Source organism: Citrobacter sp. Cu096, assembly GCF_030332285.1.
Lineage (GTDB): Bacteria > Pseudomonadota > Gammaproteobacteria > Enterobacterales > Enterobacteriaceae > Citrobacter > Citrobacter meridianamericanus.
Genome location: NZ_JAOWID010000024.1, coordinates 91127 through 115813, shown reverse-complemented (window position 1 = coordinate 115813; position 24687 = coordinate 91127). Strand labels below are relative to the sequence as shown.

The window sequence follows — 24687 nt, the reverse complement described above, 5'->3', positions numbered from 1 at the left end:
TTGTCGGAAATCTGTTATTCACTGCCGATTAAAAAATGCATCTGATGTTGTTCTCCGGGCGCGAGATGAATCAGGCTTATTCCGGAGTTAAAGGCGTCGGGCGGGCAGGTCATCGGTTCAACCGCCAGGCCGCGCCTTGCCAATTTTTCGCCGGTATACACTTGCAACCAGGGCTGGTGGCTACGTAAAAAAGTGGACATGTTTTGCGATGGGCAGGTCATCCTGACTTCCCACTCAGCGTCAGGTGGCAGAGTCCGGAACGTATGATCGATAGCGGTCTGCGCAATGCGTTGCGGCGTGGTGAAATATCGTTCATCACACGTTTCTTCACTCACCGGGAGTGTTAATTCACAGTCATCAATGGGTTGCAGATTACAGGTCAAATAGGGATGTGCTCCCGCGCCGTACGGCGCGATTTCGTCACCCACATTCTGTGTGTGGATAAAAACGTGCAATCCACAGTCTGCCTCCAGTCGGTAAATCACCTCTGAAACCAGCGCAAAGGGATAACCATAAGAAGGCGGCAGAAAAATCGTCAACGACACTTCCGATGCCGACTGCTGGTTAATCTGCCAGTCCCGCCAGGCCAGTAATCCATGAATGGCGGTATGCATAACAGGATCGTTAACGGCAAGTTGGTAATCCTTGCCGTTATAGTGATAGCTGCCGTCTACAACGCGGTTTGGCCAGGGGATTAACACCTTCCCCAAGTGTGCCAGCGGCATTTCTTCCGGTTTGTGGGGAATAACGATATGACGCCCACGGTGCGTCAATTCCGCTAGCCCAGCGCCAACCGTGACGATTTTTGCCTGGTAGTGTCCGGCCTGAAGATGAATGGTTTTTCCACCGCTATGCATGGCAGCCCACCTTGTTACTTATTTAGCGTTGATATCCAGCAGACCGGCGGCAACAGCCGGAGCAAGGCCCGGAGCCAGCGGCAGACGTGGGATCACCAGGCAGTGCAGCAGGTGATAAATATCCTGCTTGCCGTCCCAGACTTTGGTGGTCACCTTGTTATCGGTGTCCAGCTCCTGCCACCATGAACCGGTCTCGTAATCCATCAGGTAGGTGATGCAGTAATCCCACCATTTCTGGTACCAGGCTTCGTACTGGCTGTCGCCTGTGAGGGTGTACAGGGCGTAGGCGGTACCCATCGCTTCGACTATTGGCCAACGCACTCTTTCGCGAACGATCGGTGTGCCGTCCCAATCCACCGAATAGACAAAACCGTCTGCGCCGTCCGGTGCCCAGGCATCGCGGATAGTGGCGTGGAAAAGTCCTTTTGCATCTTCCAGCAGCCAGGCGGGTGGTGTTTCGAAGCGAGCTTCCAGCGCGGCATGCAGATGCAGCATCAGGCGGCCCCACTCGATCCAGTGACCCGGCGTGCCACCGTAGGCGCGGAAACGGTGAGCTGGATTATCTTTGTTGTAATCGCGGATTGGATTCCACTGTGAATCGAAGTGTTCGTTGACGCGGTACTCCCCGCTACGGGCCACGTCGTGAATAATCACCGAAGCGATGCGCAGTGCGCGATCGAGCCATTTACGGTCATGAGTCACGTCATACACGATCAGGAAAGCCTCGACTGCGTGCATGTTAGCGTTGCCGCCGCGATAATCTTCCGTCTGGCTGAAGGCCTCGTCCCAGGACTCCAGGCACATTTGCTCGTCTTCGCTCCAGAAGTATTTCTCAATCACCTCGATGGCGTCATCCAGCAATTTTCTGGCCTGCGGATGACCGGTAGTAACCGCGCTTGCTGCGCCAAGTAAGACGAAGAAATGCTGATAACCCTGCTTGGAGGCGTCCATCACGCCTTCGTCATTGACGCAGGCGTACCAACCGCCGTAGCGTGTGTCACGTAGCGCGCCGTTCAGCGCCTTAATGCCGTGGTCGACGAGTTGATATGCACCTGGGCGACCCATGGAGGCGGCAACGGAATAGACGTGCAGCATGCGGGCGGTGATCCACAGATGCGTTCCCATATCCGTTCTGACCTGACCACTATTTCCCAGCCAGCCAAATCCAGTAGGGACAGCAGCATTTTTACCAAAGTTAAAGATGCGATCGGTTTCCTGTTCCAGCCAGCGGTTGTGGCTTAGGGTGTTAAACCATTTCATGCTTTGATCCTCTATTAGCGGCGGGCCATCATTTCGTCGACGATATCGCCCAGACGCTGCAACTTCGGTGCAGAAACATCACGCAGCATCAGTTCGGTATCCGGCAGGCCAACAACCGATGACCAGACCGCCCGCCCGGCCAGGAAGCCGGATGCGCCTGCGGTCATTGCTACGCTGACCGCGCGTGGGAACAGTTTTTCATCCACACCAGAGGAGAGAATGACCCACGGCATGTTGATATTTTCATTCAGGCGCTGAGAGGCGCTAAGCAATTCCTGTTGGGTTCCTTTGCCGTACAGCGGCATTTCGACCTTGTAGAGATCGGCACCGCTATCGCCCAGCTCTTTCGCGGCATCGATGATGGCCTGTTCACGGCAGAACTTATCGCCACGACGCGGTGGGCGAACAACCGGCTCGATGATGCTCAGCAGTCCATTGGAATGGCATAGCTCATTAAATTCTTTCACCATATCAAGACGCTGTTGGGCATCTTCATCGCTACGCCACAACACCAGCAATTTGAGGGCCTTAGCACCATCTTGCTTCACAGCCTGAGGGTTGATTTTTTTATCAATCACCACGCTATCGACCGGAATTCCGTTACCCGGAATGAACTCATCAGCGGCCACAATCATGGCGCAGCTTTTGGCGACCGCGTTTTGCTCTACAACCTGGCGGTAGCAGAACTGCTGATCGACCAGAATGGCGGAGGCATAGGGGGACAGGATCTTTGCCGCATTGACTTTGAAATCGGTCAGCACGCTGTCATTGACCGGGGATTTTGCACCCGCTGCGGCAAACATTAAGCGCATGGCTTCGCGCTGATCGACTGCCAGCATGGCAAAACCGCCGGAAGCTCGGGTAATATCCTTCAGGGTGTACTTCGTCATTGTTCAGTCCTTACTTATCTGTGTGTTTATTTAGCCCGGCGGATGCGCGAACCTGTTCAAGAATGGCCGTCCAGTCTTCCCGGCCACGGCCAGCGGCGCGCGCCTGGTTATAGACTTCGCGGGAGGCGGCGCCGAGCGGCATCGGTACGTGTAATTGGTTGGCAACGTCCAGAGCGATGCCAAGATCCTTATGAGCTAAATCGATCATAAAGGCCGGGGAAAGATCGCCTTTCAGCACTTTGTTTGGCCAGGAGGTAGTGAAGTGGCCTTTCCCGGCGGGAGTGCCGCTCATGACTTGCAAGGCCACATCGAAGGAGAGGCCGAGTGCTTCGCACAACACGGCGGCTTCAGCAGACAAGGCGTTTAACGCGATGCTCATGTAGTTGTTGATGAGCTTGACGCGAATGCCCATGCCGGGCCCCCCTGCATTGATCAATTCATTGCCCATCGCCATCAGGACCGGTGTGGCGCGTTCTACCTGCTGTGCCGTTCCACCTGCCAGCAGCAACAGCGTTCCCGCGATAGCGTGATCGGAGGTACGTCCAACCGGGCAATCCATCATGTCGAAGCCTTTGGCACGCATATCTGCGATCAGTTTGTCAGTTTGCAGTGGGTGAATAGTCGACATATCAATCACTAATGTCTGTGGGGAAAGGCTTTCACAGATACCCTGCTCGCCGAACAGTACGCTGCGCACCAGATCGCCGTTTGGCAGCATAGTGATAACAAATTCTGCCCCTTTTGCTGCCTGAGCCGGGCTGCTGGCAGGTTGGGCTCCTTTTTCCACCAGGCGCTGAACGGCATCCGGGTTAACGTCAAAGACGCTGAGTTGATGACCCTGCTTCAGCAAGTTGCTCGCCATGGGTGAACCCATCTGACCTAATCCGATAAATGCTATAACTGCCATAACGTTCTCCTGAGACGTGGATGTCATTTTTTGTCATTTAAGGTCGTTTGTTTTTGTCTGTTTTTGATCGTATTTGTAATTTATGGTCAAAAAATTGACAGCCGTCACTTTTTAAACATTTTGTGAAATTAAAATGATCCCATCTTGAAACGCCTAAGGAATGACCATGATTCGTATTGCTTGTGTAGGTATTGCCGTGATGGATCGCATCTATTACGTGGAAGGTTTACCGACTGAAGGAGGTAAGTATGTGGCGAAGCGTTATACGGAAGTGGGCGGCGGGCCTGCTGCAACGGCCGCAGTGGCTGCAGCGAAGCTGGGCGCACAGGTGGACTTTATTGGCCGTGTGGGCGATGACGACACCGGAAATAGCCTGCTGGCGGAGCTGGAGTCCCTGGGGGTAAACACCCGCTACACCCGGCGCTATGCGGGGGCAAAGTCTTCGCAATCGGCGATTATGGTGGATGCGCAAGGGGAGCGTATTATCGTTAACTACCCCAGCCCGGACTTACTGCATGACGCTGGCTGGCTCAACGAGATCGATTTTTCCCAGTGGGATGTGGTTCTGGCGGATGTTCGCTGGCACGAAGGCGCCAGGGAGGCGTTCACACTGGCGCGTCAGGCGGGAGTGATGACGGTACTGGATGGTGACGTCACGCCACAAGATATCAGTGAGCTGGTGGCGTTAAGCGATCATGCTGCGTTTTCTGAACCGGGTCTGGCGCGTTTAACCGGGATAACCGATCCTGTAGCTGGACTGAAAAAATCAAAAACGCTCACAAATGGACATGTTTATGTAACGCGCGGCAGTGAGGGCTGTGACTGGATAAAAAATAATGCGTTGCAGCATCAATCTGGATTTAAAGTAGACGTTGTGGATACTACGGGGGCCGGAGACGTTTTCCACGGTGCGCTCGCGTTCAGCCTGGCTGGTGGTGATGCCCCGGAAGACGCGGTCAGGTTCGCCAGTGGGGTTGCTGCGCTAAAATGCACGCGTCCGGGAGGAAGGGCTGGAATCCCTGACTGTGATCAAACCCGATCTTTTCTGTCACTTTTTGTATAAAATGCCAGGGCAATGGTTTTTCGAGGAAATTTCATGAGTCTTACCGAACTGACCGGTAATCCGCGACACGATCAGCTGTTGATGCTGATTAGCGAGCGCGGTTATATGAATATCGACGAGCTGGCCAGTCTGCTGGACGTGTCCACGCAGACCGTGCGTCGTGATATTCGTAAACTCAGCGAGCAGGGATTAATTACGCGTCATCATGGTGGGGCTGGTAGAGCCTCCAGCGTGGTGAATACGGCGTTTGAGCAGCGTGAAGTCTCCTGGACGGAAGAGAAAAAAGCCATCGCGGAGGCGGTGGCTGACTACATTCCTGACGGCTCGACAGTGTTCATTACGATTGGCACCACCGTCGAGCAGGTGGCCCGCGCGCTGTTAAACCATAATCATTTGCGTATTATCACCAATAGCTTGCGCGTGGCGCACATTCTTTATAACAATCCGCGTTTTGAGGTCATGGTGCCGGGGGGAACATTACGCCCGCACAACAGTGGCATCATTGGTCCCTCAGCCTCGGCATTTGTCGCTGATTTTCGGGCCGATTACCTGGTAACCAGCGTTGGTGCGATCGAAAGTGACGGCGCGCTGCTGGAGTTTGATGTTAACGAGGCCAGCGTAGTGAAAACGATGATGTCGCATTCAAGACACATTCTGCTGGCAGCGGATCATACGAAATATACGGCTTCTGCCGCTGTTGAAATTGGCAACGTGTCTCAGGTGACAGCGCTATTTACTGATGAATACCCTGGTCCGGCATTGCACAATTTACTCCAGTCACAGCAGGTTGAAATTGTGCAGGTGAGTCCTTCGCAAGATGATGCTCTGGCCGTGTAGTTCTTCCCAATGATGGCCCGATAAGTTCGCAGCCTTCACTCTCGCATAGTCAAACTTCTCCTTTCCCGCTACAGTTATTCATCCACGGCGAATAAGGAGAAGGGCATGCTCTATATCTTTGATTTGGGTAATGTGATTGTCGATATCGACTTCAACCGCGTGTTGGGTACATGGAGCGATCTAAGCCGTGTACCACTGGCTTCGCTAAAGCAAAGTTTCACCATGGGAGAGGCTTTTCACCAGCACGAGAGAGGCGAAATAACGGATGAAGCTTTCGCCGAGGCGTTATGTCATGAGATGGCGCTGCCGCTAAGTTACGAGCAGTTCTCTCACGGTTGGCAGGCCGTGTTTGTCGCCTTGCGCCCTGAGGTTATCGACATCATGCAAAAGCTGCGTGAGCAGGGGCATCGGGTGGTGGTCTTGTCAAATACCAACCGCCTGCACACCACGTTTTGGCCGGATGAATACCCCGAGATCCGTCAGGCTGCTGATCATATTTACCTTTCCCAGGAACTGGGCATGCGTAAACCGGAAGCGCGAATTTACCAGCACGTCCTGCAGTCTGAAGGTTTTTCTGCGCACGATGCCGTCTTTTTTGACGATAACGCCGATAATATTGAAGGGGCTAACCGGTTAGGGATCACCAGTATCCAGGTCGTCGATAAAAAGACCATTCCTGACTATTTCGCGACGTTGTTATGCTAAAAAATGTTCAGCAGCAAGCCAGGCATCATACGCGTCCTGTACGAGACTGGCTGAAGCTACTATGGCAGCGGATTGATGAGGACAACATGACGACGCTGGCAGGGAATCTTGCCTACGTTTCATTGCTCTCATTAGTGCCGCTTATTGCCGTCGTATTTGCGCTTTTCGCCGCATTTCCGATGTTTTCCGACGTCAGTGTCCAGTTACGTCATTTTATTTTCGCAAACTTTATCCCGGCGACGGGAGACGTCATTCAACGTTATATCGAACAGTTTGTCGCCAACTCGAATAAAATGACGGCAGTCGGGGCATGTGGGCTGATTGTCACAGCGTTATTGTTAATGTATGCCATTGATAATGCGCTGAATACTATCTGGCGCAGTAAACGCACTCGCCCTAAAGTTTACTCTTTCGCCGTTTACTGGATGATTTTAACGCTGGGCCCACTGCTGGCGGGAGCCAGTCTGGCGATCAGTTCTTATCTGTTGTCACTGCGCTGGGCCAGCGATCTCAACACGGTGATTGATAACGTCCTGCGTATTTTCCCGCTGGTGCTTTCCTGGCTCTCATTCTGGCTGCTTTACAGCATTGTACCGACTACGCGTGTGCCCAACCGTGACGCGGTTATTGGCGCCTTTGTGGCCGCCGTGTTGTTCGAAGCCGGAAAGAAAGGATTTGCGCTCTACATCACGATGTTCCCGTCGTATCAGCTCATTTACGGTGTTCTGGCAGTGATTCCCATTTTATTTGTCTGGGTATACTGGACGTGGTGTATCGTCTTGCTAGGCGCGGAAATAACTGTCACTCTCGGGGAATACCGCAAACTTAAACAAGCCGCAAAAGAAGAAGAAGCAGAGCAACCATGATTGCATTAATTCAGCGCGTAACCCGTGCCAGCGTCACCGTGGAGGGCGAGGTGACGGGTGAAATTGGCCCGGGACTTTTGGTCCTGTTAGGTGTCGAAAGGGATGATGACGAACAGAAAGCGAACCGTCTGTGTGAGCGCGTACTCGGCTATCGGATTTTTAGCGATGCCGAAGGCAAAATGAACCTCAACGTGCAGCAGTCAGGCGGCAGCGTGCTGGTGGTTTCACAGTTTACGCTGGCGGCAGATACCGAGCGCGGCATGCGTCCGGGGTTTTCGAAAGGCGCAGTGCCCGAGCGGGCAGAAGCGCTGTATGAATACTTTGTTGAGCGTTGCCGCCAACAGGAAATGAATACGCAAACCGGTCGATTCGCTGCGGATATGCAGGTTTCACTGGTTAATGATGGTCCCGTGACGTTCTGGTTACAAGTATGAACCAGCTACCGGTATGGCCGCGGACAACAAGAGAGAATACGACTATGTATCACCTTCGAGTACCGCAAACAGAAGAAGAATTGGAGCGCTACTACCAGTTTCGCTGGGAGATGCTGCGTAAACCATTGCACCAGCCAAAAGGCTCCGAACGGGATGCCTGGGACGCGATGGCGCATCACCAGATGGTGGTGGACGAAGAGGGGAATTTGGTTGCGGTAGGGCGTCTGTATATCAATGCGGATAACGAAGCCTCCATACGTTTTATGGCCGTAGACCCCTCCGTGCAAGAGAAAGGGCTGGGCACGCTGATGGCGATGACCCTGGAGTCTGTGGCGCGTCAGGAAGGGGTAAAGCGCGTCACTTGTAGCGCCCGTGAAGATGCTGTCGAATTTTTCGCCAAGCTCGGTTTTGTGAGCCAGGGGGAAATCACCACACCGCAAACCACGCCTGTGCGCCACTTTTTGATGATTAAGCCCATTGCGACGCTGGACGATATTCTCCATCGCGGGGACTGGTGTGGACAGCTACAGCAAGCCTGGTACGAACATATACCATTGAGCGAGAAAATGGGCGTGCGCATTCAGCAGTACACCGGGCAGAAATTTATCACCACGATGCCCGAGACAGGCAATCAGAATCCCCACCACACGCTGTTTGCCGGAAGCCTGTTTTCACTGGCGACGTTAACGGGCTGGGGGCTGATCTGGCTGATGCTGCGCGAGCGTCATCTGGGTGGAACGATCATCCTCGCCGACGCGCATATCCGATACAGCAGGCCGATCACCGGAAAACCAACTGCTATTGCCGACCTGGGGTCGCTGAGCGGTGACCTCGACCGTCTGGCAAGAGGCCGCAAGGCGCGTGTGCAGATGCAGGTCGGGGTGTTTGGCGATGACACGCCGGGTGTCGTGTTTGAAGGTACCTATATTGTGCTACCCGCGAAACCGTTTGGCGCGTATGAAGAAGGCGGGAATGAGGAAGAGTAGTTTCTGTAGCTGAAATGTAATATTGGGTACATTTGCTGATGTAAAATGCGGATTATGAAAACGCCATAATCCGCATTTTGATAAAAAACGCATGCTGGCGGTGGTTGTATTAATGAGTACCCTCCTTAATTTCAGAACTCATGAATACCCTTATTGGCTAAACCGCCAGGCCACATCCCGCATAGCGCTTCTTGCCGCCGGGCTCACCCCTGTCAACTGGAAAAACCCGTGGATAACGCCGAGATAGCGTTGGCAAGTACACTCTACACCCTGCTCCTGGATACGTTGATACAGGGCCTCGCCTTCATCTCGCAGTGGGTCGAATTCAGCGGTAATGATATGCGTGGGCGGCAAACCGTTGAAGTCTTCACGCCAGAGCGGGCTGACTTCGGGATGCAACGGGTCGATTTTCGGCATATACATCTCGTAGCCCGAAAGTAGCGTGTCGCGGGTGATAATGTAATCCTGCCCATTATGTTCATAGCTCGCAAACCTGGCGGTTGCGTCCAGCATCGGGTAGATCAGCATAAGCTGCGCAGGTTGCCATTGCCTGGCCGCTTTCAGGCGTAGTGCAGTGACCAGCGCCAGGTGTCCACCCGCACTGTCACCAGCAAGTGTGATGCGCTCGCGATCAATACCTAGTTTTTCAGCATACTTCCAGATGATATTGGCCCCGGTTTCAGCGTCATCATGTGCTGCCGGGAAGGTATGCTCTGGCGCAAGGCGGTACTGTACTGCAATGACCCGACACCCGCTGAACCAGGCGAGCTGCCTTAGCTGGTTATCATGCGTAGCAAACCCACCGCTGACAAAACATCCGCCATGATAGTAAATGACGCAGGGTAGCGTTCCCGCAGTGTTTAGAGGCGAAACAACGCGAAATGTCATGGTATCGAGTTCAATATCTTCAACCTGTACGCGGGTTTCTGTTTCTCCGGCCAATGTTGTACTGGCAATATAGCTGGCTCTCCGGTCATCAATATTCTGCTCACGGGAAGAAGGACGTCCCGCCGCGATAAATGCCTCAACTAACTGCGCAATCCCGCTTTCCAGTGCCATTTTTAAATACTCTTATCTGTATGGATATACAGTTTTATAACCTGGATTGGCATGAATGAAAATGGGGGAGGGTATGATTCTGGAAAGTGGCTCGCAAAAGTAAAAATCGTTCACGTGAAGGCTATTTTCCCGCTTTTCTCAGGTGTATGTTGTGTGGAAATTAATCGCTGATGATATACTTGAGGTATATATGAGTATAATGACTGGGATGGATATGGGTAGAATATTACTCGATTTATCAGATGAAGTGATTAAACGTCTTGATGATCTCAAGGTGCAGCGCAACTTACCTCGTGCTGAACTCTTGCGCGAGGCCGTTGAGCAGTATCTGGAAAGGCAGGATCAGGCTGCAACCACAATTTCCAGCGCTCTCGGACTTTGGAAAGGTTGTGAGGAAGATGGCGTTGAGTACCAACGCAAACTTCGTGAGGAATGGTAATGGTCAAAGGATCCGCGCTTTTTGACACTAACATCCTCATCGACCTGTTTAGTGGAATGAGTGAAGCAAAGCAAGCGATAGAAACATGGCCGCCACAGAATGCGATCAGCCTGATCACTTGGATGGAAGTGATGGTTGCGGCAAAGAAATACCATCAGGAATCCCGCACACGCGTTGCGTTGAGCGCATTTAACGTGATCGGTGTTTCACAGGATATTGCTGAACGAAGCGTGGGTATCAGGCAGGAATATGGGATGAAATTGCCGGATGCCATTATTTTGGCAACAGCACAGATTCATCGTCTTACGCTGGTTACGCGAAATACTAAGGATTTTGCAGGCATATCTGGTGTGGTTACACCGTATACACTGTAACCCGGGCGACTTACGCCGCCCGGTAGTGTGAAGACCTTACTCCCCTTCACCCGGGAACAGGAACGGGTTGATGGAACTGCGGGCAAAGCCCTCCTGCTCCATGTGCGCGTCCAGCATCAGTGAAGCGAGATCGTCGGCCACGGCCTCGACTTTCGGGTCTTTTTCCTGATACAGAATCTTCAGGTAAGTCCCGCAGTCACCGCAGCTTTCAGCTTTGATTGCCGCCTGTTCGTTATCCAGTGACCAGTAGTTTAAATCACGGCTCTGCTCGCAGTTGCTGCACTTCACGCGCACTACGTGCCACTCGGTTTCGCACAGGTTGCAGTGCAGATAACGCAGGCCCTGAGTGGTACCGATTTGCACCATGCTGGAGACCGGCATTGAACCACACACCGGGCAGTACTGACGTTGTTCACCGTATTCCGCACGGGCTTTGCCGGGGATCAGGCTCGCCATCTGCGCCCAGTAGAGCGACAGGGCAGCCCAAATGAACGGTGCTTTGTCGCTGCTGACGGAGGCAAAATCAGAGGCAAACAGCGCGCTGGCCATCAGCTCCAGTTCCTGCTCTGAGGCTTTTTCCAGATTCTCGATCACCGCTAACGCGGGACCGCTCATCTCCGGCTTCAGCTCAGCAATCAACGACTGCAGCAGCTTTTGCCAGTGTTTGTCGCGGGGCAGGACGTGGATATCCAATGGCGGTTTGCCCTGATCGTTCGCTTCTTTGATGCGCGCGGTCAGATCCATCTGCAGCGGATGGTCGTACAGCACCACCTCCTGCGCGTGGGCGATCAGCGCGGCAAAGCGCAGGTAATCGCCCAGCGGGTTGTTTTCGGCCAGCTCGCGCAGACGTTCAGCGCGGCGGTTATACAAATTTTTGAGTCTGGGGAATAATAACGGCGGAATCATATCCGCCGTGCGTTTCTCGCTCTTCTCCAGCTCATCTTGCGGGATTATGCGAATACTCATTCAGATGACTTTTCCTGTTTCTGGCGGACTTCACGGTACCAGCGCGGGTGATGTTTCTTCGCCCATGAACTGGTAACCCATCCTTCCACCATCGCGGTAATGGTGCCTTTCACCCAAAGGGCGGCGTAAATGTGCACCATGATAACCACAATTAGCGCTACTGCGGCAAATGAATGCAGCATTAACGCGAATCGGATCACCGGGATTGAGAAAGCAGGCGCAAAATATGGACGCCAGATGACCACTCCGCTCACCAGCAACAGGACCAGGAAGATAATCGCCGCCCAGAATACGCATTTCTGGCCGAAGTTATAACGTCCCGTGTCACCTACTTCCTCGTTGACGACAATCTTACGAATATTCTTCGCCCAAAAGATATCATCCCGATTGATTAGATTGTGGTGCCAGTAACGGAAAAACATGATGATGAACGAGGCAAACATAATCACGCCGACAAATGGGTGCACAATTCGCGCCAGTTGCGGCGTGCCCATGATGTGCATCAGCCAGTTAAAAGACGGGAAGAGAAAGCCCATCCCGCTCACTGCCGCCAGAATGAAACAGAAGGCGGTGATCCAGTGGTTGATGCGTTCCGGCGCCGTGTAGCGCACGATGGTGTCACGTCGTTTCATTTGCGCACCTCGTCTTTTTCTTCATGCAGATTGTCTTCTTCCTCTTCCGCACGGTTTGGACCTACGCCGACGTAGTGGAAGATACTGGCCGCAAATGTCGCTGCAAAGCCAACGGCTGCGAGTGGTTTCCAGATGCCTTTCCAGAATTTCACGGTGGCGCTGATTTCCGGGTTCTCCGGCAGGCCGTGATACAGATTCGGCTTGTCGGCATGGTGCAATACGTACATCACGTGTGTACCGCCAACGCCTGCCGGATCATACAGACCTGCATTTTCGTAGCCACGGGTTTTCAGCTCCGCCACTCGCTCGCCCGCCAGCGTTTTCATCGATTCTTTGGTACCGAAATGAATCGCGCCGGTTGGGCAGGTTTTCACGCAGGCCGGTTCTTGCCCGACCACGACACGGTCAACGCACAGCGTACATTTATACACGCGGTTGTCTTCCGGATTGAGGCGCGGCACGTCGAACGGACAGCCTGCGATACAGTAGCCACAGCCGATACACTGCTCGGACTGGAAGTCGACGATACCGTTGGCATACTGAATGATTGCGCCTTCAGCCGGACACGCCTTCAGGCAGCCCGGATCGGCACAGTGCATACAGCCATCCTTGCGGATAAGCCACTCCAGTTTGTCGTTTTGTTCCACTTCTGAGAAGCGCATTACCGTCCAGGATTTAGCGGTCAAATCAGCCGGGTTGTCGTACACCCCAACGTTGCTGCCCACTTCATCACGGATGTCGTTCCATTCCGAACAGGCCACCTGACACGCTTTACAGCCGATACAGGTGGTGACGTCGATAAGCTTCGCCACCTCTTCCTGGTGATCCCGCGCCTGAGGCGCGGGGGTGAAACCGTTAGTGGCGGAACGACGAATGATGTCTTGCGATTGATAAGCCATAGGTCGTCTCCGTTACACCTTTTCCACGTTCACGAGGAAGGACTTAAATTCCGGCGTCTGCGTGTTTGCATCACCGACGAATGGCGTTAACGTGTTAGCGATAAAGCCTTTTTTCGCCACACCTTCGTAACCCCAGTGAATCGGAATACCGATGGTGTCGATATCCTGACCGTTAGCCTTCAGCGTGCGAATACGTTTAGTCACCACTGCTTTGGCTTTAATGTAGCCGCGGTTAGAGGAGACTTTGACGGTATCGCCATGAGAGATGCCGAGCTTATTCGCCAGCTTCTCGCCAATTTCCACAAACTGTTCTGGCTGTGCGATGGCATTGAGCAGCGCATGCTTGGTCCAGTAGTGGAAGTGCTCAGTCAGACGATAGGTCGTACCGACGTACGGGAATTTATCCGCTTTACCCAGCGCTTTAGCGTCATCTTTGAAGATACGCGCGGCAGGGTTAGAGATAACGTTCGGATGCAGCGGGTTAGTCCCCAGCGGCGTTTCAAACGGCTCGTAGTGTTCCGGGAACGGACCTTCCGCCATCTTATCGATAGCAAACAGACGTCCCATCCCTTCCGGCTGCATGATGAACGGCCCAACGTTACTGCCCGGTGCGGCGGCGCTGTAGTCTGGAATATCCATCCCGCTCCATTTCGCCCCATCCCATTTCAGGATCTGACGTTTTGGATCCCACGGATTCCCCTGCGGGTCAGCAGACGCGCGGTTATACAGAATGCGGCGGTTGAGCGGCCACGCCCATGCCCAGCCCAGCGTATTGCCAAGACCTGACGGGTCGGCGTTATCGCGACGCGCCATTTGGTTGCCTTCCGGCGTCCAGCTCCCGGCAAAAATCCAGCAGCCGCTGGAAGTGGTACCGTCGTCACGCAGTTGGGCGAACGAGCTAAGCTGTTGGCCTTTCTTAACGATGACTGCACCCGTTGCCGGGTCGGTAATATCGGCCAGTGCTTTACCATTGCTCTCCATCGCCACTTCTTCCGAAGCCGGTTCGTGCGGTGTGGAGTAGTTCCAGGTCATGCTCAGCACCTGTTCCGGGTTCGCACCACCCTGCTCGGCATACATCTTACGCAGGCGCAGGAAGATACCGGCGAGGATTTCACCATCGGTAACGGCAATCCCCGGGGCGTCCGCGCCTTTCCAGTGCCACTGCAACCAGCGACCGGAGTTGACGATAGAACCGTTCTCTTCGGCGAAACAGGTGGACGGCAGACGGAATACTTCGGTCTGGATTTTCGACGGATCCACATCGTTCGACTCACCGTGGTTCTGCCAGAAGGTCGACGTCTCGGTGTTGAGCGGGTCGATGGTGACCAGGAACTTCAGTTTGGACAGTGAAGCCACAACTTTGTTTTTATTCGGGAACGATGCTACCGGGTTAAAGCCCTGGCAGATATAGCCATTCACTTTGCCCTGGTTCATCATCTCGAAGTACTGCAGGACGTCGTACCCTTTATCCCACTTCGGTAGCCAGTCGAAGCCCCAGCTGTTTTCCGCTGTCGCTTTATCGCCAAAGAAGGCCTTCATCATGGAAACGAAGAATTTCGGGTAGTTGCCCCAGTAGTTCACCTGACCTTCCAGCAACGGTTTTGGCGTGTTGGCGGCGAGGTAGGTTTGCAGGTCAGTTTGTTTCTCGCTTGGCAGGGTCATATAGCCCGGCAGGCTTTGTGACAGCAGGCCTAAGTCGGTCAGACCCTGAATGTTGGAGTGACCGCGCAGAGCGTTAACGCCACCACCAGCCATCCCCATGTTGCCAAGCAGCAACTGAATCATCGCCATGGTACGGATGTTCTGTGCACCAACGGAGTGCTGCGTCCAGCCCAGTGCGTACAGGAACGACGCGGTTTTGTCTTTTGCACTGGTTTCTGCGATGTATTCGCACACTTTCAGGAAATCAGCCTTCGGCGTACCGCAGATGTTTTCTACGACATCCGGCGTGTAACGGGAAACGTGCTGTTTCAGCAGGTTCCACACGCAGCGCGGGTGTTGCAGCGTGACATCGCGTTTGGCGAAGCCTTTTTCATCCAGTTCGTAGTTCCAGCTGGTTTTGTCATACTTGCGTTTGTCCGCGTCGTAGCCAGTGAACAGGCCATCTTCGAAACCGTAATCCTCACGTACGATCAGGCTGGCGTTGGTATAGGCTTCCGTGTATTCGCGGTTGAATTTTTCGTTATTCAGCAGGTACAGCAAGACGCCTGACAGGAATGCAATGTCAGTACCAGAACGAATCGGAGCATAGAAATCAGCCACCGCTGCGGTTCGCGTAAAGCGCGGATCGACAACAATCAGCTTCGCGCCATTGTGAATTTTGGCTTCCATCGCCCAGCGGAACCCGACCGGGTGAGCTTCAGCGGCGTTACCGCCCATCACCACAACGAGGTTGGCGTTTTTAATGTCGACCCAGTGGTTGGTCATCGCACCGCGACCAAATGTTGGAGCAAGACTTGCTACCGTTGGTCCGTGTCAGACGCGTGCCTGGTTGTCGACCGCGAGCATACCGAGCGCGCGGGAGAATTTTTGCGTTAAATAGCCGGTTTCGTTACTGGAAGCGGAAGCACACAGCATCCCGGTGGAAAGCCAGCGGTTAACGGTTACGCCTTCGGCGTTTTGTGCAACGTAGTTTGCGTCGCGGTCTTCTTTCATCAGCTTAGCGATGCGATCAAATGCCTCATCCCAGCTAATCTGTTGCCACTTATCAGAGCCTGGTGCGCGGTATTCCGGGAATTTCAGGCGACTTTCGGAGTGGATGAAGTCCACAAGTCCTGCCCCTTTCGGGCACAGCGCGCCACGGTTCACCGGGTGATCCGGGTCCCCTTCGATATGGAAGATGGATGCTTTGGCGTTTTTTGCTCCGTCACCGAGACTGTACATTAACAGTCCACAGCCAACGGAACAGTAAGTGCAGGTGTTACGGGTTTCGCGGGTACGCAGCAGTTTATATTGCCGTGTTTCCGCGAGCGCTACGCCGGGTGCAAAGCCCAGTGCCGCTGCCGTGGTGCCTGCCATACCGCCAGCGCAGATCTTAAAGAACTGCCTTCTGCTGACCTGCATGGTTTGCTCCTTGTTTCGACATTGTCACGTTCCCTTCACTTTTCCGTTACTCGAGCGTGAGGGAAGTGGTTGTTATTTTTCTTTGCGGACGGGACCGCAAAGGTCCAGAATTGGGTGAATTTCCCTCCCTCCAGGAGGGGTTTGTAAAGAATACCACAATGTTGGTATGCGTGTTCCAATATGGTTAAAAGAAAGTGAATAAGATTATTCAAGAAAACATCAAAAATGTGATGAGTTTGACAGGATCGCGCCAACTGACCCTCTGGAAACGCGAGGGTTTGCTACATTCTCAGCTGGATGTCGTCGCTGAAGAAGTACCGGTTGCGCTGGTTTATAACGGGATTTCGCACGTGGTGATGATGGCATCACCGAAAGATCTTGAGCACTTTGCGATGGGCTTTTCACTTTCTGAAGGCATTATTGAGCGCCCACAGGATATCTACGGGATGGAAGTGGTTCCTTCTTGTAACGGATTAGAAGTGCAGGTTGAGCTGTCCAGCCGTCGTTTTATGGGGTTGAAGGAGCGACGTCGTGCGCTGGCCGGTCGTACCGGTTGTGGCGTTTGCGGCGTTGAACAACTCAATGACATTGGCAAGCCGGTCCAGCCTCTGCCGTTTACCCAGACATTCGATCTGGCACATCTCGATAACGCTTTAAGGCATCTCCCTGATTTCCAGCCTGTTGGGCAACTGACAGGTTGCACGCACGCGGCTGCCTGGGTACAGCCGTCAGGTTATCTGGCGGGCGGACATGAAGATGTTGGGCGCCATGTTGCGCTGGATAAACTGCTGGGACGACGTGCTATCGAAGGGGAAGCCTGGCGACCGGGCGCGGTATTAGTCTCCAGCCGCGCCAGCTACGAGATGGTGCAGAAGTCGGCGATGTGCGGCGTGGAGATTCTGTTTGCTGTGTCTGCCGCGACAACGCTGGCGGTAGAGGTTGCCGAACGCTGTAACCTGACGCTGGTGGGCTTTTGTAAACCGGGCAGGGCAACGATTTATACCCATCCCGAGCGTCTGGTAACAGAATAACAGGTGTTCAATTAATTTGAATAAGACTGGCAAATCCTTCCGCTTTTAGTTGTGTGATGTGAGGGCTATTATTTATCACATCAAGGCACGGTGCCTTACTCAAACAACTAAGTTAAAGGGTTTATATCATGAAAAGTATCAAAACTTTTGTCGCAGTTATCGCTCTGGCTACTTCTTTCGGTTCTTTCGCTGCTCAGACAGTTACCGCGACCGGTTCTACGCTGGAAAGCGCTGAAGCAAAAATTGCCGCTCAGGCTGAACGCGCAGGTGCCAGCGATTACAAAATCACTCAGGCATACACCGGTAACCGCGTGCATATGACCGCAGAATTGCTGAAATAAGAGACCTTTGTATTGTCGAAAGAGCGCCCTGGAGGCGCTTTTTTAGTGTATACCTGCCATTCTTAACAACGCGGTCACCACTGCGGCGGCAACGATCACTACAATCAGCGGCAGCTTACGCCAGGCGAGAAACACCGCAAAAGCCACGCCCAGCACGCGCGCCATGCCAGCAAAGTGTTCGCCTTCGTAAAAGGTGGTCGCCAGCGCAACGGAAAACAGTAATACGGTGGCAGCGTCGGAAAGCAGCGCCTGCGAGCGTTCTGAGAGTGCTAAACGGCTCCCCAGCTTAGTTCCCCCTAAACGCATTAAATAGGTTCCCAGAGATAACACGGCGATACCGACGATAAACAGCGTCATATTGCCCATCATTTTTTCCTCGTCAGTAAGCCAAACAGCGAAAGCAGTACCGGCAAACCCACCGGTGCAAAAGGGACAGCGGCGAGAGACAGCGTGGCACCGCTGCAGGCGCGGATAAGCGTCGTACGGTTTTTAAATGCCGGGACGACTAGCGCCAGCAGAATGGCAGGGAAGACGGCATCCAGACCGATAGTTTCTGGAGCGGGCAGAAGCCTGCCGACGACCGCGCCGACCAGCGTGCCAACAGGCCAGAAAACCGCGACGCCCAGACCGCACAGCCAGTAGGCGGCTTTACGCTGCTCTGGCGTTTTTTGCGACAGGCCAAACACCACGCTTTCGTCGTTCATGATATGGCAGCCGAGGTAGCTGGCGGCACGTTTCCCTACCAGATCGCGCACCGTAACGCCGAACGGCACGTGCCGGGCGTTAACCAGTAAACCGGCAGCCGCAGCCGCCAGTGGATTACCGCCGCTGGCGACGATACCGATAAACATAAACTCGGACGCGCCCGCCAGCACCGTAACAGAGAGCACAAACGGTACCCACAGCGGGAAGCCATAAGCCATCGCCAGCGAGCCGTAAGACATGCCCACAACCCCGACGGCCAGACAGACTAAAAATATCGCTTTTATCGTGTCGCCTTTGAGACTGGAAAAATAATGTTTCATACCGTTTTAGCCGTATCGAACGAGTTTCCATTATAATGAACGCAACAAGTTTGATTTACAAGTCGAACGATTTGTTCGATATAAAGAACGCGGAGTCGTGAATGACCCAACCCATCAGTATGATCGCGAAAAGTCTTGTGCGTGAACGTCAGCGCACCGGTTTATCGCTGGCGGAGATTGCCCGTCGTGCAGGAATTGCAAAATCGACACTCTCGCAATTGGAAGCGGGCAATGGAAATCCTAGCCTGGAAACGTTGTGGTCGCTGTGTGTAGCATTGGATATTCCCTTTGCGCGCCTGCTGGAACCGCAGGAGCAAAAAACGCAGGTGATTCGCCGTGGTGAAGGGACAAAAGTCGTGGCTGAGCAGGCTCATTATCAGGCCATTTTACTGGCGGCCTGCCCACCGGGCGCGCGGCGGGATATCTATCTGCTGCTGACGCAACCGGGCGCGGATCGAATTTCAGAACCACATCCACCGGGATCGGTTGAACATATCATCGTGACGCAGGGTAAGGCGATGGTGGGATTAACGGAATCGCCGGAGGAGCTAGGCGAGGGTGACTATATTTGTTACCCCGCGGACCAGGCGCATATATTTAAAGCGCTGGAGCCCGACACCCAAGCGATTCTGGTTTCTGAGCAGAACTAACTGTTATGTTGAGTTGTGCCGGATGCGGCGCGTTAGCGCCTTATCCGGCCTACAAGACTACTGTAAATAAAATACTTCTTTTAACTCTGCGCTGATCGGGCTGTTGTCCGGGTTGGCCGGCATTACGTCGCGCATATGCTGCCACCAACGCTGGCACACGTCGGTGCTGGCGACGGCATTCCAGCGCTCTTCGGACTCAATCTCAACGGTGGCGAACAGCAGATTGCGCTCTTCGTCGAGATAAATCGCGTAGTGATGGGCGCCGTGTGCTTTCAGCACCGCTTCCAGTTCTGGCCAGATGGGATTGTGCCGACGTTGATATTCAACATGTGCGTCGGTATTCACCTGCATCACAAAGGCCTTGCGGATCATAACGCCTCCAGATACAGCTCGCGAACCTCGTCGCGGCTGGCAGTGCGCGGGTTGCACGGCGCACACGGATCGGCCAACGCTTTATCCAGCCAGCCTTCAATATCTTCTTTCGTCACGCCAAGCGAACTAAAGCCAGCAGGAATACCGACACGTTTGCTCAGGGCACGAATCGCATTAATAGCCTCCATGCTTGCCGCTTCATCGCTGATACCGCGCGTATCAACGCCCATCGCCTGCGCCACGCGGGCAAAGCGCGCCACGGCGTTCGGGCGGTTAAAGTTTTCGATTACCGGCAGCAGGATGGCGTTGCAGACGCCGTGCGGCAGATTATGGGTCGCGCCCGGCTGATGTGCCAGCGCATGCACCAGACCCAGGCCAGCGCTATTGAATGCCATCCCCGCCAGATACTGACCAAACGCCATTTGTTCACGGGCTTCAAGGTTATGACCCTCGTCGACCGCTTTCGGTAGCCACAGGTTGATCAGGCGAATCGCTTCCAGCGCGTTGGCGTCGGTGAGCGGATGCGCGCCAACGGAAACATAGGCTTCTACCGCATGGGTCAGGGCGTCCATGCCAGTTGCGGCGGTGACGGAAGCCGGGATGTCCAGCATGACGCTGGCGTCATCCACGGCGATATCCGGGATGATATTCGGGTCGATGATCACCTCTTTAACCTTGCGAGCTGAGTCGATAATAACCGCATTACTGGTCATCTCTGCTGCTGTTCCGGCGGTGGTATTGATGGCGACCAGCGGTACGCCAGCATTTTTTACCTTGCCCACGCCGGAATAGGCGGTAGACGGACCGGGGTTGGCGGTCAGGATCTTCACCGCTTTGGCGGTATCGATCGGGCTACCGCCACCGAAAGCGATGATGTAATCACACTCTGCGCCTTGGTATGCCGCAAAGCCTTTCTGCACCAGCGCTTCCGTCGGGTTTGGAAACACCTCATCAAACAAGTGATAAGACATCTGATGTTCATCCAGCGCGGCAAACAGGCTATCCAACAGGCCCAGCTTTACCAGTTGACCATCAGTGACGACCAGCGCTTTACCCCATTGCTTATTCGCCACGAGGTTCACCATATCGGCAATTGCGCCTGCGCCATGCAGGCTAATTTTTGGCAGTGCCAACATAAAGCTCATCACTATTCTCCTTACAATGCCAGTGCGCTTGCCAGCGGCGTCACGCCGAAGCGTTTGCCAAGTGCGATTAGCTCTTCACGCGTTATGGTCTGCTTCATACCGCCCATCGAATAGATTTTGACTAAAACTTCAGCGGACTTCTCTGCGGTATCGATCAAACCGAACGCTTCGTCGAGGGTGGGTCCACTGCCGAACACGCCGTGGAATGGCCACAGCACCAGCGAATGTTTCTGCATTTCTTCAGCGGTGGCCTGACCGATTTCATCTGTACCCGGCACCATCCACGGCAGAATGCCGACGCCGTCCGGGAACACCACCAGACACTCGGTGCTGCCTTCCCACAGTTTGCGGGTCATTAGCGCGGTGTTGTTTTCCAGTACGTAGGTCAGGGCGATCAGGTTGGTGGCATGGCAGTGCATGATCACGCGGTCTTCACCATTGGTAGCTTTAATACGTTCGCAATGGGAAAGGAAGTGCGCGGGCAGTTCGGAGGTCGGCACGGCTTCGTGGGTCAGACCCCACAGAATGTGGTAACCCGCGCCATCGCTGTCGATTTTCACCACGCCCAAATTGGCGGCCGGATCGAGCTGGACGTTGCGGAAAAATTTCCCCGAACCGGTGACGATAAATGGTGTGTTCGCCAGCAGCGGCATCGGCTGACTCAGTGCGATATAACGCGGTTTTTCGTGGAAATCGGCGCTAAATGGCGCAATATCTGCCTCATCCAGGCGCAGTGTCAGGTTGCCGCCGTTGCGTTCGTCCCAGCCTTTCAGCCAGGCATCGGAAGTGGCTTTAATCATCCCCTGGACGAACCAGGAAGTGGTAATGTTTTGCATATTTTATACCTGTCTTATTCAATGCCGGATAAAGCGAAGCCGCCATCCGGCAAAAAGGGTTAGCTACGTTTACTCAAAATCTCTTTTTCATAAGCGCGAACGCTGTCCAGCCACTGGCTGCCCGCTGGTGTGTCGTGACGCTGGCAATACATCTCCCAGACGGCCTGCCACGGCAGCGACTTTTGCTCTTCCAGCAGGGCCAGACGTGCGGTGTAGTCGCCGCTGGCTTCGAGCTGACGCAATTGCTCGGTCGGTTCTAACAGCGCGCGCAGCAGCGCTTTTTTCATATTGCGGGTGCCGATCACCCACGCGGCGATGCGGTTAATGGAGGCGTCGAAGAAGTCGAGGCCGATGTGTACGCGGTCAAACAGGTTGTGGCGCACGATCTCGCTGGCAATCGCCTGCGTTTCATCATCCAGCAGCACCACGTGATCGCTGTCCCAACGCACCGGACGGCTGACGTGCAGCAGCAGGCGCGGCACGTACAGCATGGCGGCGGAGATTTTGTCGGAGATCACTTCTGTCGGGTGGAAGTGACCTGCATCCAGGCACAGCGCGGTCTGGCGGCTGGTGGCGTAACCCATGTAGAACTCGTTGGAACCGACGGTATAGCTTTCTGCGCCAATACCAAACAGTTTGCTCTCGACGGCGTCGATGTGGTGCGCCGGGTCGAGTTTCTCGCTGATCACTTCGTCCAGGGCTTCCAGCAGGCGTTGGCGTGGTGCTAAACGGTCAACGGTGATGTCTTTCATGCCGTCCGGGATCCAGATGTTCATCACCGACGGCGTACCCAACTGCTCGCCAAAATACGCCGAGACGCGGCGGCTGGCTTTGCAGTGGTCAATCCAGAACTGGCGAATGGTTTCATCGGCGTGAGCCAGCGTGAAGCCGTCTGCACTCAGCGGGTGCGAGAAGCAGGACGGGTTGAAATCAAGCCCTAACTGGTTCGTTTTCGCCCACTCAACCCAGTTTTTAAAGTGTTCAGGTTTGATTTTGTCGCGGGCGACTGGCGTTTCAGACTCCAGATAGATCGCATGCAAATTCAGACGTTTTGGACCCGGGATCAGGCTCAGCGCCTGCTCCAGATCGGCCCGCAGTTCGGTGGCGTTGCGTGCTTTGCCCGGATAGTTACCGGTAGCCTGAATACCTCCAGTGAGCGAACCTTCCGGATTTTCGAAACCGGCGACATCATCGCCCTGCCAGCAGTGCATGGAGACCGGCAGACGATCGAGTTGGCGCAAGGCCGCCTCGATATCAATGCCTACCGCGGCGAAACGCAGTTTTGCCAGTTCCCAGGCTTGTTCAAGTTGAGTGGTCATGCGCAAAGCTCCTTTGTCTGTCGTAGTGATTGAAACTGCGCCTGGTAGCGGGCAATTTCACTTTCAGGATTGGGAATGAAGGTGGTCAGGTCGTAGTTGGCGCTCACCACCTGACGGAAATCATCGACGTTGTTAAGCTCGTCCAGCGTCATCAACTGGATGCCAATATTGCCGAGCGTGGAGGCCTCAATTGGCCCGGACATCACGCGTATACCGCAGGCATCCGCGCACAGCTGGTTCAGCAAGGCGTTCTGACAGCCGCCACCCACGATGTGCAGTTGGCTAAATGCTGCGCCACGCAGCGTTGCAAGTTCTTGCAGGATGTCGGCGTACAGCAATGCCAGGCTGTCGAAGATACAGCGTGCCAGTTCGGCATTTTGTTGGGGAACGGGCTGACCTGATTCACGACAGGCCGCCTGAATTTCCGCGCTCATATCGTCGGGATTGATAAAGCGATCGTCGTTTGGGTTTATCAGGAACTGACAGGCCGGCAGCGCTTGCGTTTGGGCGATAAGTGCTGGCAGGTCTGTAATCTGACGCTCTTTTAAAACGCGCTGGAGCAACCACAGTCCCATGATATTTTTCAGTACGCGGTAGCGCCCTTCCGCGCCCCCTTCGTTGGTAATGTTCGCCGCCAACGCCGCATCGTTGGTATACGGTGTTCTGCTCTCGAAGCCCATCAGCGACCAGGTACCGGATGAGAGATACGCACTATTTTCATCGGCCAGCGGCGATGCGATGACCGCGCTGGCAGTGTCGTGACTGGCGACGGCTACGACCGGAATTTGGTTTTTCTGCGGGCAAATCCAGTGGCCAATTATGTTCCCCGGGTGTGTTGGACGCCCAAACCAGGCTTTGTCTGCCCCGGTCCATGCCAGCAGCGTGTCATCCCAGTCGTCGGTGTTGATATTGACTAACTGGGTGGTGGTGGCGTTGGTGTATTCCCAGTTCATTTTGCCGGTCAGGCGGAAGCTGAAGTAGTCGGGGATTAGCAGAGCATGTGCTATCTGCGGGAGCAGTTCCGGCTGCTGTTCGACCAGCGCACGCAGTTGATACAAGGTGTTAAAGGGCAGAAACTGAATGCCGCTGCGACGGTAGATTTCGCCTTTTCCGGGCTGCGCCATCGCCTGTGACATAATGCCGGTCGTGCGACTGTCGCGATAGGAAACTGGCAGGCCGATGCGCTGACCGTTTTTATCAATCAGAACGTAATCCACGCCCCATGTATCGATGCCGATACTGTCAATGAGAATGCCTTCATCGCAGACTTTCTTCAGCCCCAGACGAATGTCGTTTTCCAGGCTGTCGATATCCCAGGTGTCAAAACCCTCTGTTTTTTGCAGGCAGTTAACGAAGCGATGGATTTCACGCAGCGTCAGAGTGCGGTGGTCACTGTCGTAACGCGCCAGCATTACGCGTCCACTGGATGCGCCCAGATCGACAGCGACACAATGGCGAAAAGTCATAGCGAGATCCTTCTGAGTTTTATTGCACTCAGTCTAAGAACCCCTGAAAAGGCGTACCTTCTTGTTAGTGACAGCCACAATAATCGGCTGGCAGCGTGGCAAAGGTGAACGTGATGCTGTTCACAGTTTCCGCTAATAGTGTGTATTTGGGTGGATGTGACGCCTTCCGCATTTCCCGATCTTTCCCGCCATTTCTTGAAGAATTAACTCTGTTTACGCACTTTGGCGTCAAAAATTTAAGGTGAGGGTAGTAACCCTTAATTAC

The 24687-nt window shown here is 54.1% G+C and carries 27 protein-coding genes; 11 read left to right on the top strand and 16 right to left on the bottom strand.

Annotated elements, in window-relative coordinates; all coding sequences use genetic code 11:
- Positions 1-14 precede the first annotated feature (14 nt).
- Genes OGX99_RS11105 through yihU form a run of 4 tightly spaced genes read right to left on the bottom strand, consistent with a single transcriptional unit; the run spans position 15 to position 3914 of the window.
- The gene (locus OGX99_RS11105; RefSeq protein ID WP_187260238.1) at positions 15-857 is read right to left on the bottom strand and encodes an aldose-1-epimerase; all 843 of its coding nucleotides are present in this window, start codon (positions 855-857) and stop codon (positions 15-17) included.
- Positions 858-875: 18 nt separating this feature from the next.
- Positions 876-2117 (bottom strand): sulfoquinovose isomerase, encoded by a 1242-nt coding sequence (yihS, locus tag OGX99_RS11100; protein WP_005121832.1) that lies wholly within the window; start codon positions 2115-2117, stop codon positions 876-878.
- A 14-nt stretch (positions 2118-2131) separates the two neighbouring features.
- The gene (gene yihT, locus OGX99_RS11095; RefSeq protein ID WP_003028656.1) at positions 2132-3007 is read right to left on the bottom strand and encodes a sulfofructosephosphate aldolase; all 876 of its coding nucleotides are present in this window, start codon (positions 3005-3007) and stop codon (positions 2132-2134) included.
- 10 nt (positions 3008-3017) lie between these two features.
- The gene (gene yihU / locus OGX99_RS11090) at positions 3018-3914 is read right to left on the bottom strand and encodes a sulfolactaldehyde 3-reductase (RefSeq protein ID WP_151218410.1); all 897 of its coding nucleotides are present in this window, start codon (positions 3912-3914) and stop codon (positions 3018-3020) included.
- A gap of 166 nt (positions 3915-4080) precedes the next feature.
- Between yihU and OGX99_RS11085 the strand changes: the two genes are divergently transcribed.
- From OGX99_RS11085 to fabY, 6 genes are all read left to right on the top strand, one after another.
- Entirely contained in the window at positions 4081-4977 is an 897-nt protein-coding gene (locus tag OGX99_RS11085) for a sugar kinase (protein ID WP_151218411.1), read from the top strand.
- 33 nt (positions 4978-5010) lie between these two features.
- Positions 5011-5814: a DeoR/GlpR family DNA-binding transcription regulator gene (locus OGX99_RS11080; protein WP_003847907.1), complete on the top strand. Its 804-nt coding sequence runs from the start codon at positions 5011-5013 to the stop codon at positions 5812-5814.
- Positions 5815-5919: 105 nt separating this feature from the next.
- Entirely contained in the window at positions 5920-6519 is a 600-nt protein-coding gene (yihX, locus tag OGX99_RS11075; protein WP_003028663.1) for a glucose-1-phosphatase, read from the top strand.
- Complete coding sequence (locus OGX99_RS11070) at positions 6513-7385, top strand: virulence factor BrkB family protein (protein WP_003028669.1); 873 nt, start codon at positions 6513-6515, stop codon at positions 7383-7385. The genes yihX and OGX99_RS11070 overlap by 7 nt, the downstream gene beginning before the upstream one ends.
- Entirely contained in the window at positions 7382-7819 is a 438-nt protein-coding gene (dtd, locus tag OGX99_RS11065) for a D-aminoacyl-tRNA deacylase (protein WP_151218412.1), read from the top strand. The genes OGX99_RS11070 and dtd overlap by 4 nt, the downstream gene beginning before the upstream one ends.
- A gap of 44 nt (positions 7820-7863) precedes the next feature.
- Positions 7864-8805 carry a fatty acid biosynthesis protein FabY gene (fabY, locus tag OGX99_RS11060; protein ID WP_003825286.1) on the top strand — a complete coding sequence of 314 codons (942 nt, stop codon included), beginning with the start codon at positions 7864-7866 and terminating at the stop codon, positions 8803-8805.
- Between the two features lie 150 nt (positions 8806-8955).
- On the opposite strand, the gene OGX99_RS11055 is transcribed toward fabY, so the two are convergent.
- Positions 8956-9864, bottom strand: coding sequence for an alpha/beta hydrolase (locus tag OGX99_RS11055; RefSeq protein WP_187254013.1), 909 nt, complete (start codon positions 9862-9864; stop codon positions 8956-8958).
- A 196-nt stretch (positions 9865-10060) separates the two neighbouring features.
- On the opposite strand from OGX99_RS11055, the gene OGX99_RS11050 reads away from it, so the two are divergent.
- On the top strand, positions 10061-10303 hold the full coding sequence (locus OGX99_RS11050; RefSeq protein WP_187254043.1) for a ribbon-helix-helix domain-containing protein: 243 nt from the start codon (positions 10061-10063) through the stop codon (positions 10301-10303).
- Entirely contained in the window at positions 10303-10677 is a 375-nt protein-coding gene (locus tag OGX99_RS11045) for a type II toxin-antitoxin system VapC family toxin (protein ID WP_151218414.1), read from the top strand. The genes OGX99_RS11050 and OGX99_RS11045 overlap by 1 nt, the downstream gene beginning before the upstream one ends.
- 36 nt (positions 10678-10713) lie before the next feature.
- On the opposite strand, the gene fdhE is transcribed toward OGX99_RS11045, so the two are convergent.
- From fdhE to fdnG, 4 genes are read right to left on the bottom strand one after another with little or no spacing between them, the layout of a single operon-like run.
- On the bottom strand, positions 10714-11643 hold the full coding sequence (fdhE, locus tag OGX99_RS11040) for a formate dehydrogenase accessory protein FdhE (RefSeq protein ID WP_003028685.1): 930 nt from the start codon (positions 11641-11643) through the stop codon (positions 10714-10716).
- Positions 11640-12275, bottom strand: coding sequence for a formate dehydrogenase cytochrome b556 subunit (fdoI, locus tag OGX99_RS11035; RefSeq protein ID WP_003028686.1), 636 nt, complete (start codon positions 12273-12275; stop codon positions 11640-11642). The genes fdhE and fdoI overlap by 4 nt, the downstream gene beginning before the upstream one ends.
- Complete coding sequence (gene fdoH, locus OGX99_RS11030) at positions 12272-13174, bottom strand: formate dehydrogenase O subunit beta (RefSeq protein ID WP_106107909.1); 903 nt, start codon at positions 13172-13174, stop codon at positions 12272-12274. The genes fdoI and fdoH overlap by 4 nt, the downstream gene beginning before the upstream one ends.
- Positions 13175-13186: 12 nt before the next feature.
- Positions 13187-16237: a formate dehydrogenase-N subunit alpha gene (fdnG, locus tag OGX99_RS11025; RefSeq protein WP_151224153.1), complete on the bottom strand. Its 3051-nt coding sequence runs from the start codon at positions 16235-16237 to the stop codon at positions 13187-13189.
- Positions 16238-16467: 230 nt separating this feature from the next.
- Between fdnG and fdhD the strand changes: the two genes are divergently transcribed.
- Positions 16468-17268 (top strand): formate dehydrogenase accessory sulfurtransferase FdhD, encoded by an 801-nt coding sequence (fdhD, locus tag OGX99_RS11020; RefSeq protein ID WP_502873428.1) that lies wholly within the window; start codon positions 16468-16470, stop codon positions 17266-17268.
- 128 nt (positions 17269-17396) lie between these two features.
- Positions 17397-17609, top strand: a complete 213-nt coding sequence (locus OGX99_RS11015) for a YdgH/BhsA/McbA family protein (protein WP_003825262.1) — start codon at positions 17397-17399, stop codon at positions 17607-17609.
- A gap of 42 nt (positions 17610-17651) precedes the next feature.
- Here OGX99_RS11015 and OGX99_RS11010 read toward each other — a convergent pair whose 3' ends face one another.
- Both OGX99_RS11010 and OGX99_RS11005 read right to left on the bottom strand, forming a co-directional pair.
- Positions 17652-17975 carry an AzlD domain-containing protein gene (locus OGX99_RS11010; RefSeq protein ID WP_151218477.1) on the bottom strand — a complete coding sequence of 108 codons (324 nt, stop codon included), beginning with the start codon at positions 17973-17975 and terminating at the stop codon, positions 17652-17654.
- Entirely contained in the window at positions 17975-18634 is a 660-nt protein-coding gene (locus tag OGX99_RS11005; protein ID WP_151218416.1) for an AzlC family ABC transporter permease, read from the bottom strand. Before OGX99_RS11005 ends, OGX99_RS11010 begins: the two co-directional genes overlap by 1 nt.
- Positions 18635-18735: 101 nt before the next feature.
- Here OGX99_RS11005 and OGX99_RS11000 point away from each other — a divergent pair, with 101 nt between their 5' ends.
- Entirely contained in the window at positions 18736-19284 is a 549-nt protein-coding gene (locus tag OGX99_RS11000) for a helix-turn-helix domain-containing protein (RefSeq protein ID WP_151218417.1), read from the top strand.
- Between the two features lie 57 nt (positions 19285-19341).
- Here the strand turns inward: OGX99_RS11000 and rhaM are convergent, their stop codons facing one another.
- The 5 genes from rhaM to rhaB are packed head-to-tail and all read right to left on the bottom strand — an operon-like array spanning position 19342 to position 24422.
- The gene (gene rhaM, locus OGX99_RS10995; RefSeq protein ID WP_151218418.1) at positions 19342-19656 is read right to left on the bottom strand and encodes an L-rhamnose mutarotase; all 315 of its coding nucleotides are present in this window, start codon (positions 19654-19656) and stop codon (positions 19342-19344) included.
- On the bottom strand, positions 19653-20801 hold the full coding sequence (fucO, locus tag OGX99_RS10990; protein WP_278238599.1) for a lactaldehyde reductase: 1149 nt from the start codon (positions 20799-20801) through the stop codon (positions 19653-19655). Before fucO ends, rhaM begins: the two co-directional genes overlap by 4 nt.
- Positions 20802-20812: 11 nt before the next feature.
- Positions 20813-21637: a rhamnulose-1-phosphate aldolase gene (rhaD, locus tag OGX99_RS10985; protein ID WP_151218419.1), complete on the bottom strand. Its 825-nt coding sequence runs from the start codon at positions 21635-21637 to the stop codon at positions 20813-20815.
- Positions 21638-21696: 59 nt separating this feature from the next.
- Positions 21697-22956 carry an L-rhamnose isomerase gene (gene rhaA / locus OGX99_RS10980; RefSeq protein WP_286543543.1) on the bottom strand — a complete coding sequence of 420 codons (1260 nt, stop codon included), beginning with the start codon at positions 22954-22956 and terminating at the stop codon, positions 21697-21699.
- Positions 22953-24422, bottom strand: coding sequence for a rhamnulokinase (gene rhaB, locus OGX99_RS10975; RefSeq protein ID WP_151218421.1), 1470 nt, complete (start codon positions 24420-24422; stop codon positions 22953-22955). Before rhaB ends, rhaA begins: the two co-directional genes overlap by 4 nt.
- Positions 24423-24687 lie beyond the last annotated feature (265 nt).

Coding starts and splice junctions, on each gene's coding strand:
- OGX99_RS11055 (WP_187254013.1), bottom strand. CDS start 9,864: ATGGCACTGGAAAGCGGGATTGCGCAGTTAGTTGAGGCATTTATCGCG.
- yihT (WP_003028656.1), bottom strand. CDS start 3,007: ATGACGAAGTACACCCTGAAGGATATTACCCGAGCTTCCGGCGGTTTT.
- fdoH (WP_106107909.1), bottom strand. CDS start 13,174: ATGGCTTATCAATCGCAAGACATCATTCGTCGTTCCGCCACTAACGGT.
- OGX99_RS11105 (WP_187260238.1), bottom strand. CDS start 857: ATGCATAGCGGTGGAAAAACCATTCATCTTCAGGCCGGACACTACCAG.
- fabY (WP_003825286.1), top strand. CDS start 7,864: ATGTATCACCTTCGAGTACCGCAAACAGAAGAAGAATTGGAGCGCTAC.
- fucO (WP_278238599.1), bottom strand. CDS start 20,801: ATGAGCTTTATGTTGGCACTGCCAAAAATTAGCCTGCATGGCGCAGGC.
- OGX99_RS11000 (WP_151218417.1), top strand. CDS start 18,736: ATGACCCAACCCATCAGTATGATCGCGAAAAGTCTTGTGCGTGAACGT.
- fdhE (WP_003028685.1), bottom strand. CDS start 11,643: ATGAGTATTCGCATAATCCCGCAAGATGAGCTGGAGAAGAGCGAGAAA.
- OGX99_RS11085 (WP_151218411.1), top strand. CDS start 4,081: ATGATTCGTATTGCTTGTGTAGGTATTGCCGTGATGGATCGCATCTAT.
- OGX99_RS11070 (WP_003028669.1), top strand. CDS start 6,513: ATGCTAAAAAATGTTCAGCAGCAAGCCAGGCATCATACGCGTCCTGTA.
- fdoI (WP_003028686.1), bottom strand. CDS start 12,275: ATGAAACGACGTGACACCATCGTGCGCTACACGGCGCCGGAACGCATC.
- OGX99_RS11045 (WP_151218414.1), top strand. CDS start 10,303: ATGGTCAAAGGATCCGCGCTTTTTGACACTAACATCCTCATCGACCTG.
- rhaM (WP_151218418.1), bottom strand. CDS start 19,656: ATGATCCGCAAGGCCTTTGTGATGCAGGTGAATACCGACGCACATGTT.
- fdhD (WP_502873428.1), top strand. CDS start 16,468: ATGAGTTTGACAGGATCGCGCCAACTGACCCTCTGGAAACGCGAGGGT.
- yihX (WP_003028663.1), top strand. CDS start 5,920: ATGCTCTATATCTTTGATTTGGGTAATGTGATTGTCGATATCGACTTC.
- OGX99_RS11005 (WP_151218416.1), bottom strand. CDS start 18,634: ATGAAACATTATTTTTCCAGTCTCAAAGGCGACACGATAAAAGCGATA.
- rhaB (WP_151218421.1), bottom strand. CDS start 24,422: ATGACTTTTCGCCATTGTGTCGCTGTCGATCTGGGCGCATCCAGTGGA.
- dtd (WP_151218412.1), top strand. CDS start 7,382: ATGATTGCATTAATTCAGCGCGTAACCCGTGCCAGCGTCACCGTGGAG.
- OGX99_RS11015 (WP_003825262.1), top strand. CDS start 17,397: ATGAAAAGTATCAAAACTTTTGTCGCAGTTATCGCTCTGGCTACTTCT.
- yihU (WP_151218410.1), bottom strand. CDS start 3,914: ATGGCAGTTATAGCATTTATCGGATTAGGTCAGATGGGTTCACCCATG.
- rhaA (WP_286543543.1), bottom strand. CDS start 22,956: ATGACCACTCAACTTGAACAAGCCTGGGAACTGGCAAAACTGCGTTTC.
- yihS (WP_005121832.1), bottom strand. CDS start 2,117: ATGAAATGGTTTAACACCCTAAGCCACAACCGCTGGCTGGAACAGGAA.
- OGX99_RS11080 (WP_003847907.1), top strand. CDS start 5,011: ATGAGTCTTACCGAACTGACCGGTAATCCGCGACACGATCAGCTGTTG.
- rhaD (WP_151218419.1), bottom strand. CDS start 21,637: ATGCAAAACATTACCACTTCCTGGTTCGTCCAGGGGATGATTAAAGCC.
- OGX99_RS11010 (WP_151218477.1), bottom strand. CDS start 17,975: ATGGGCAATATGACGCTGTTTATCGTCGGTATCGCCGTGTTATCTCTG.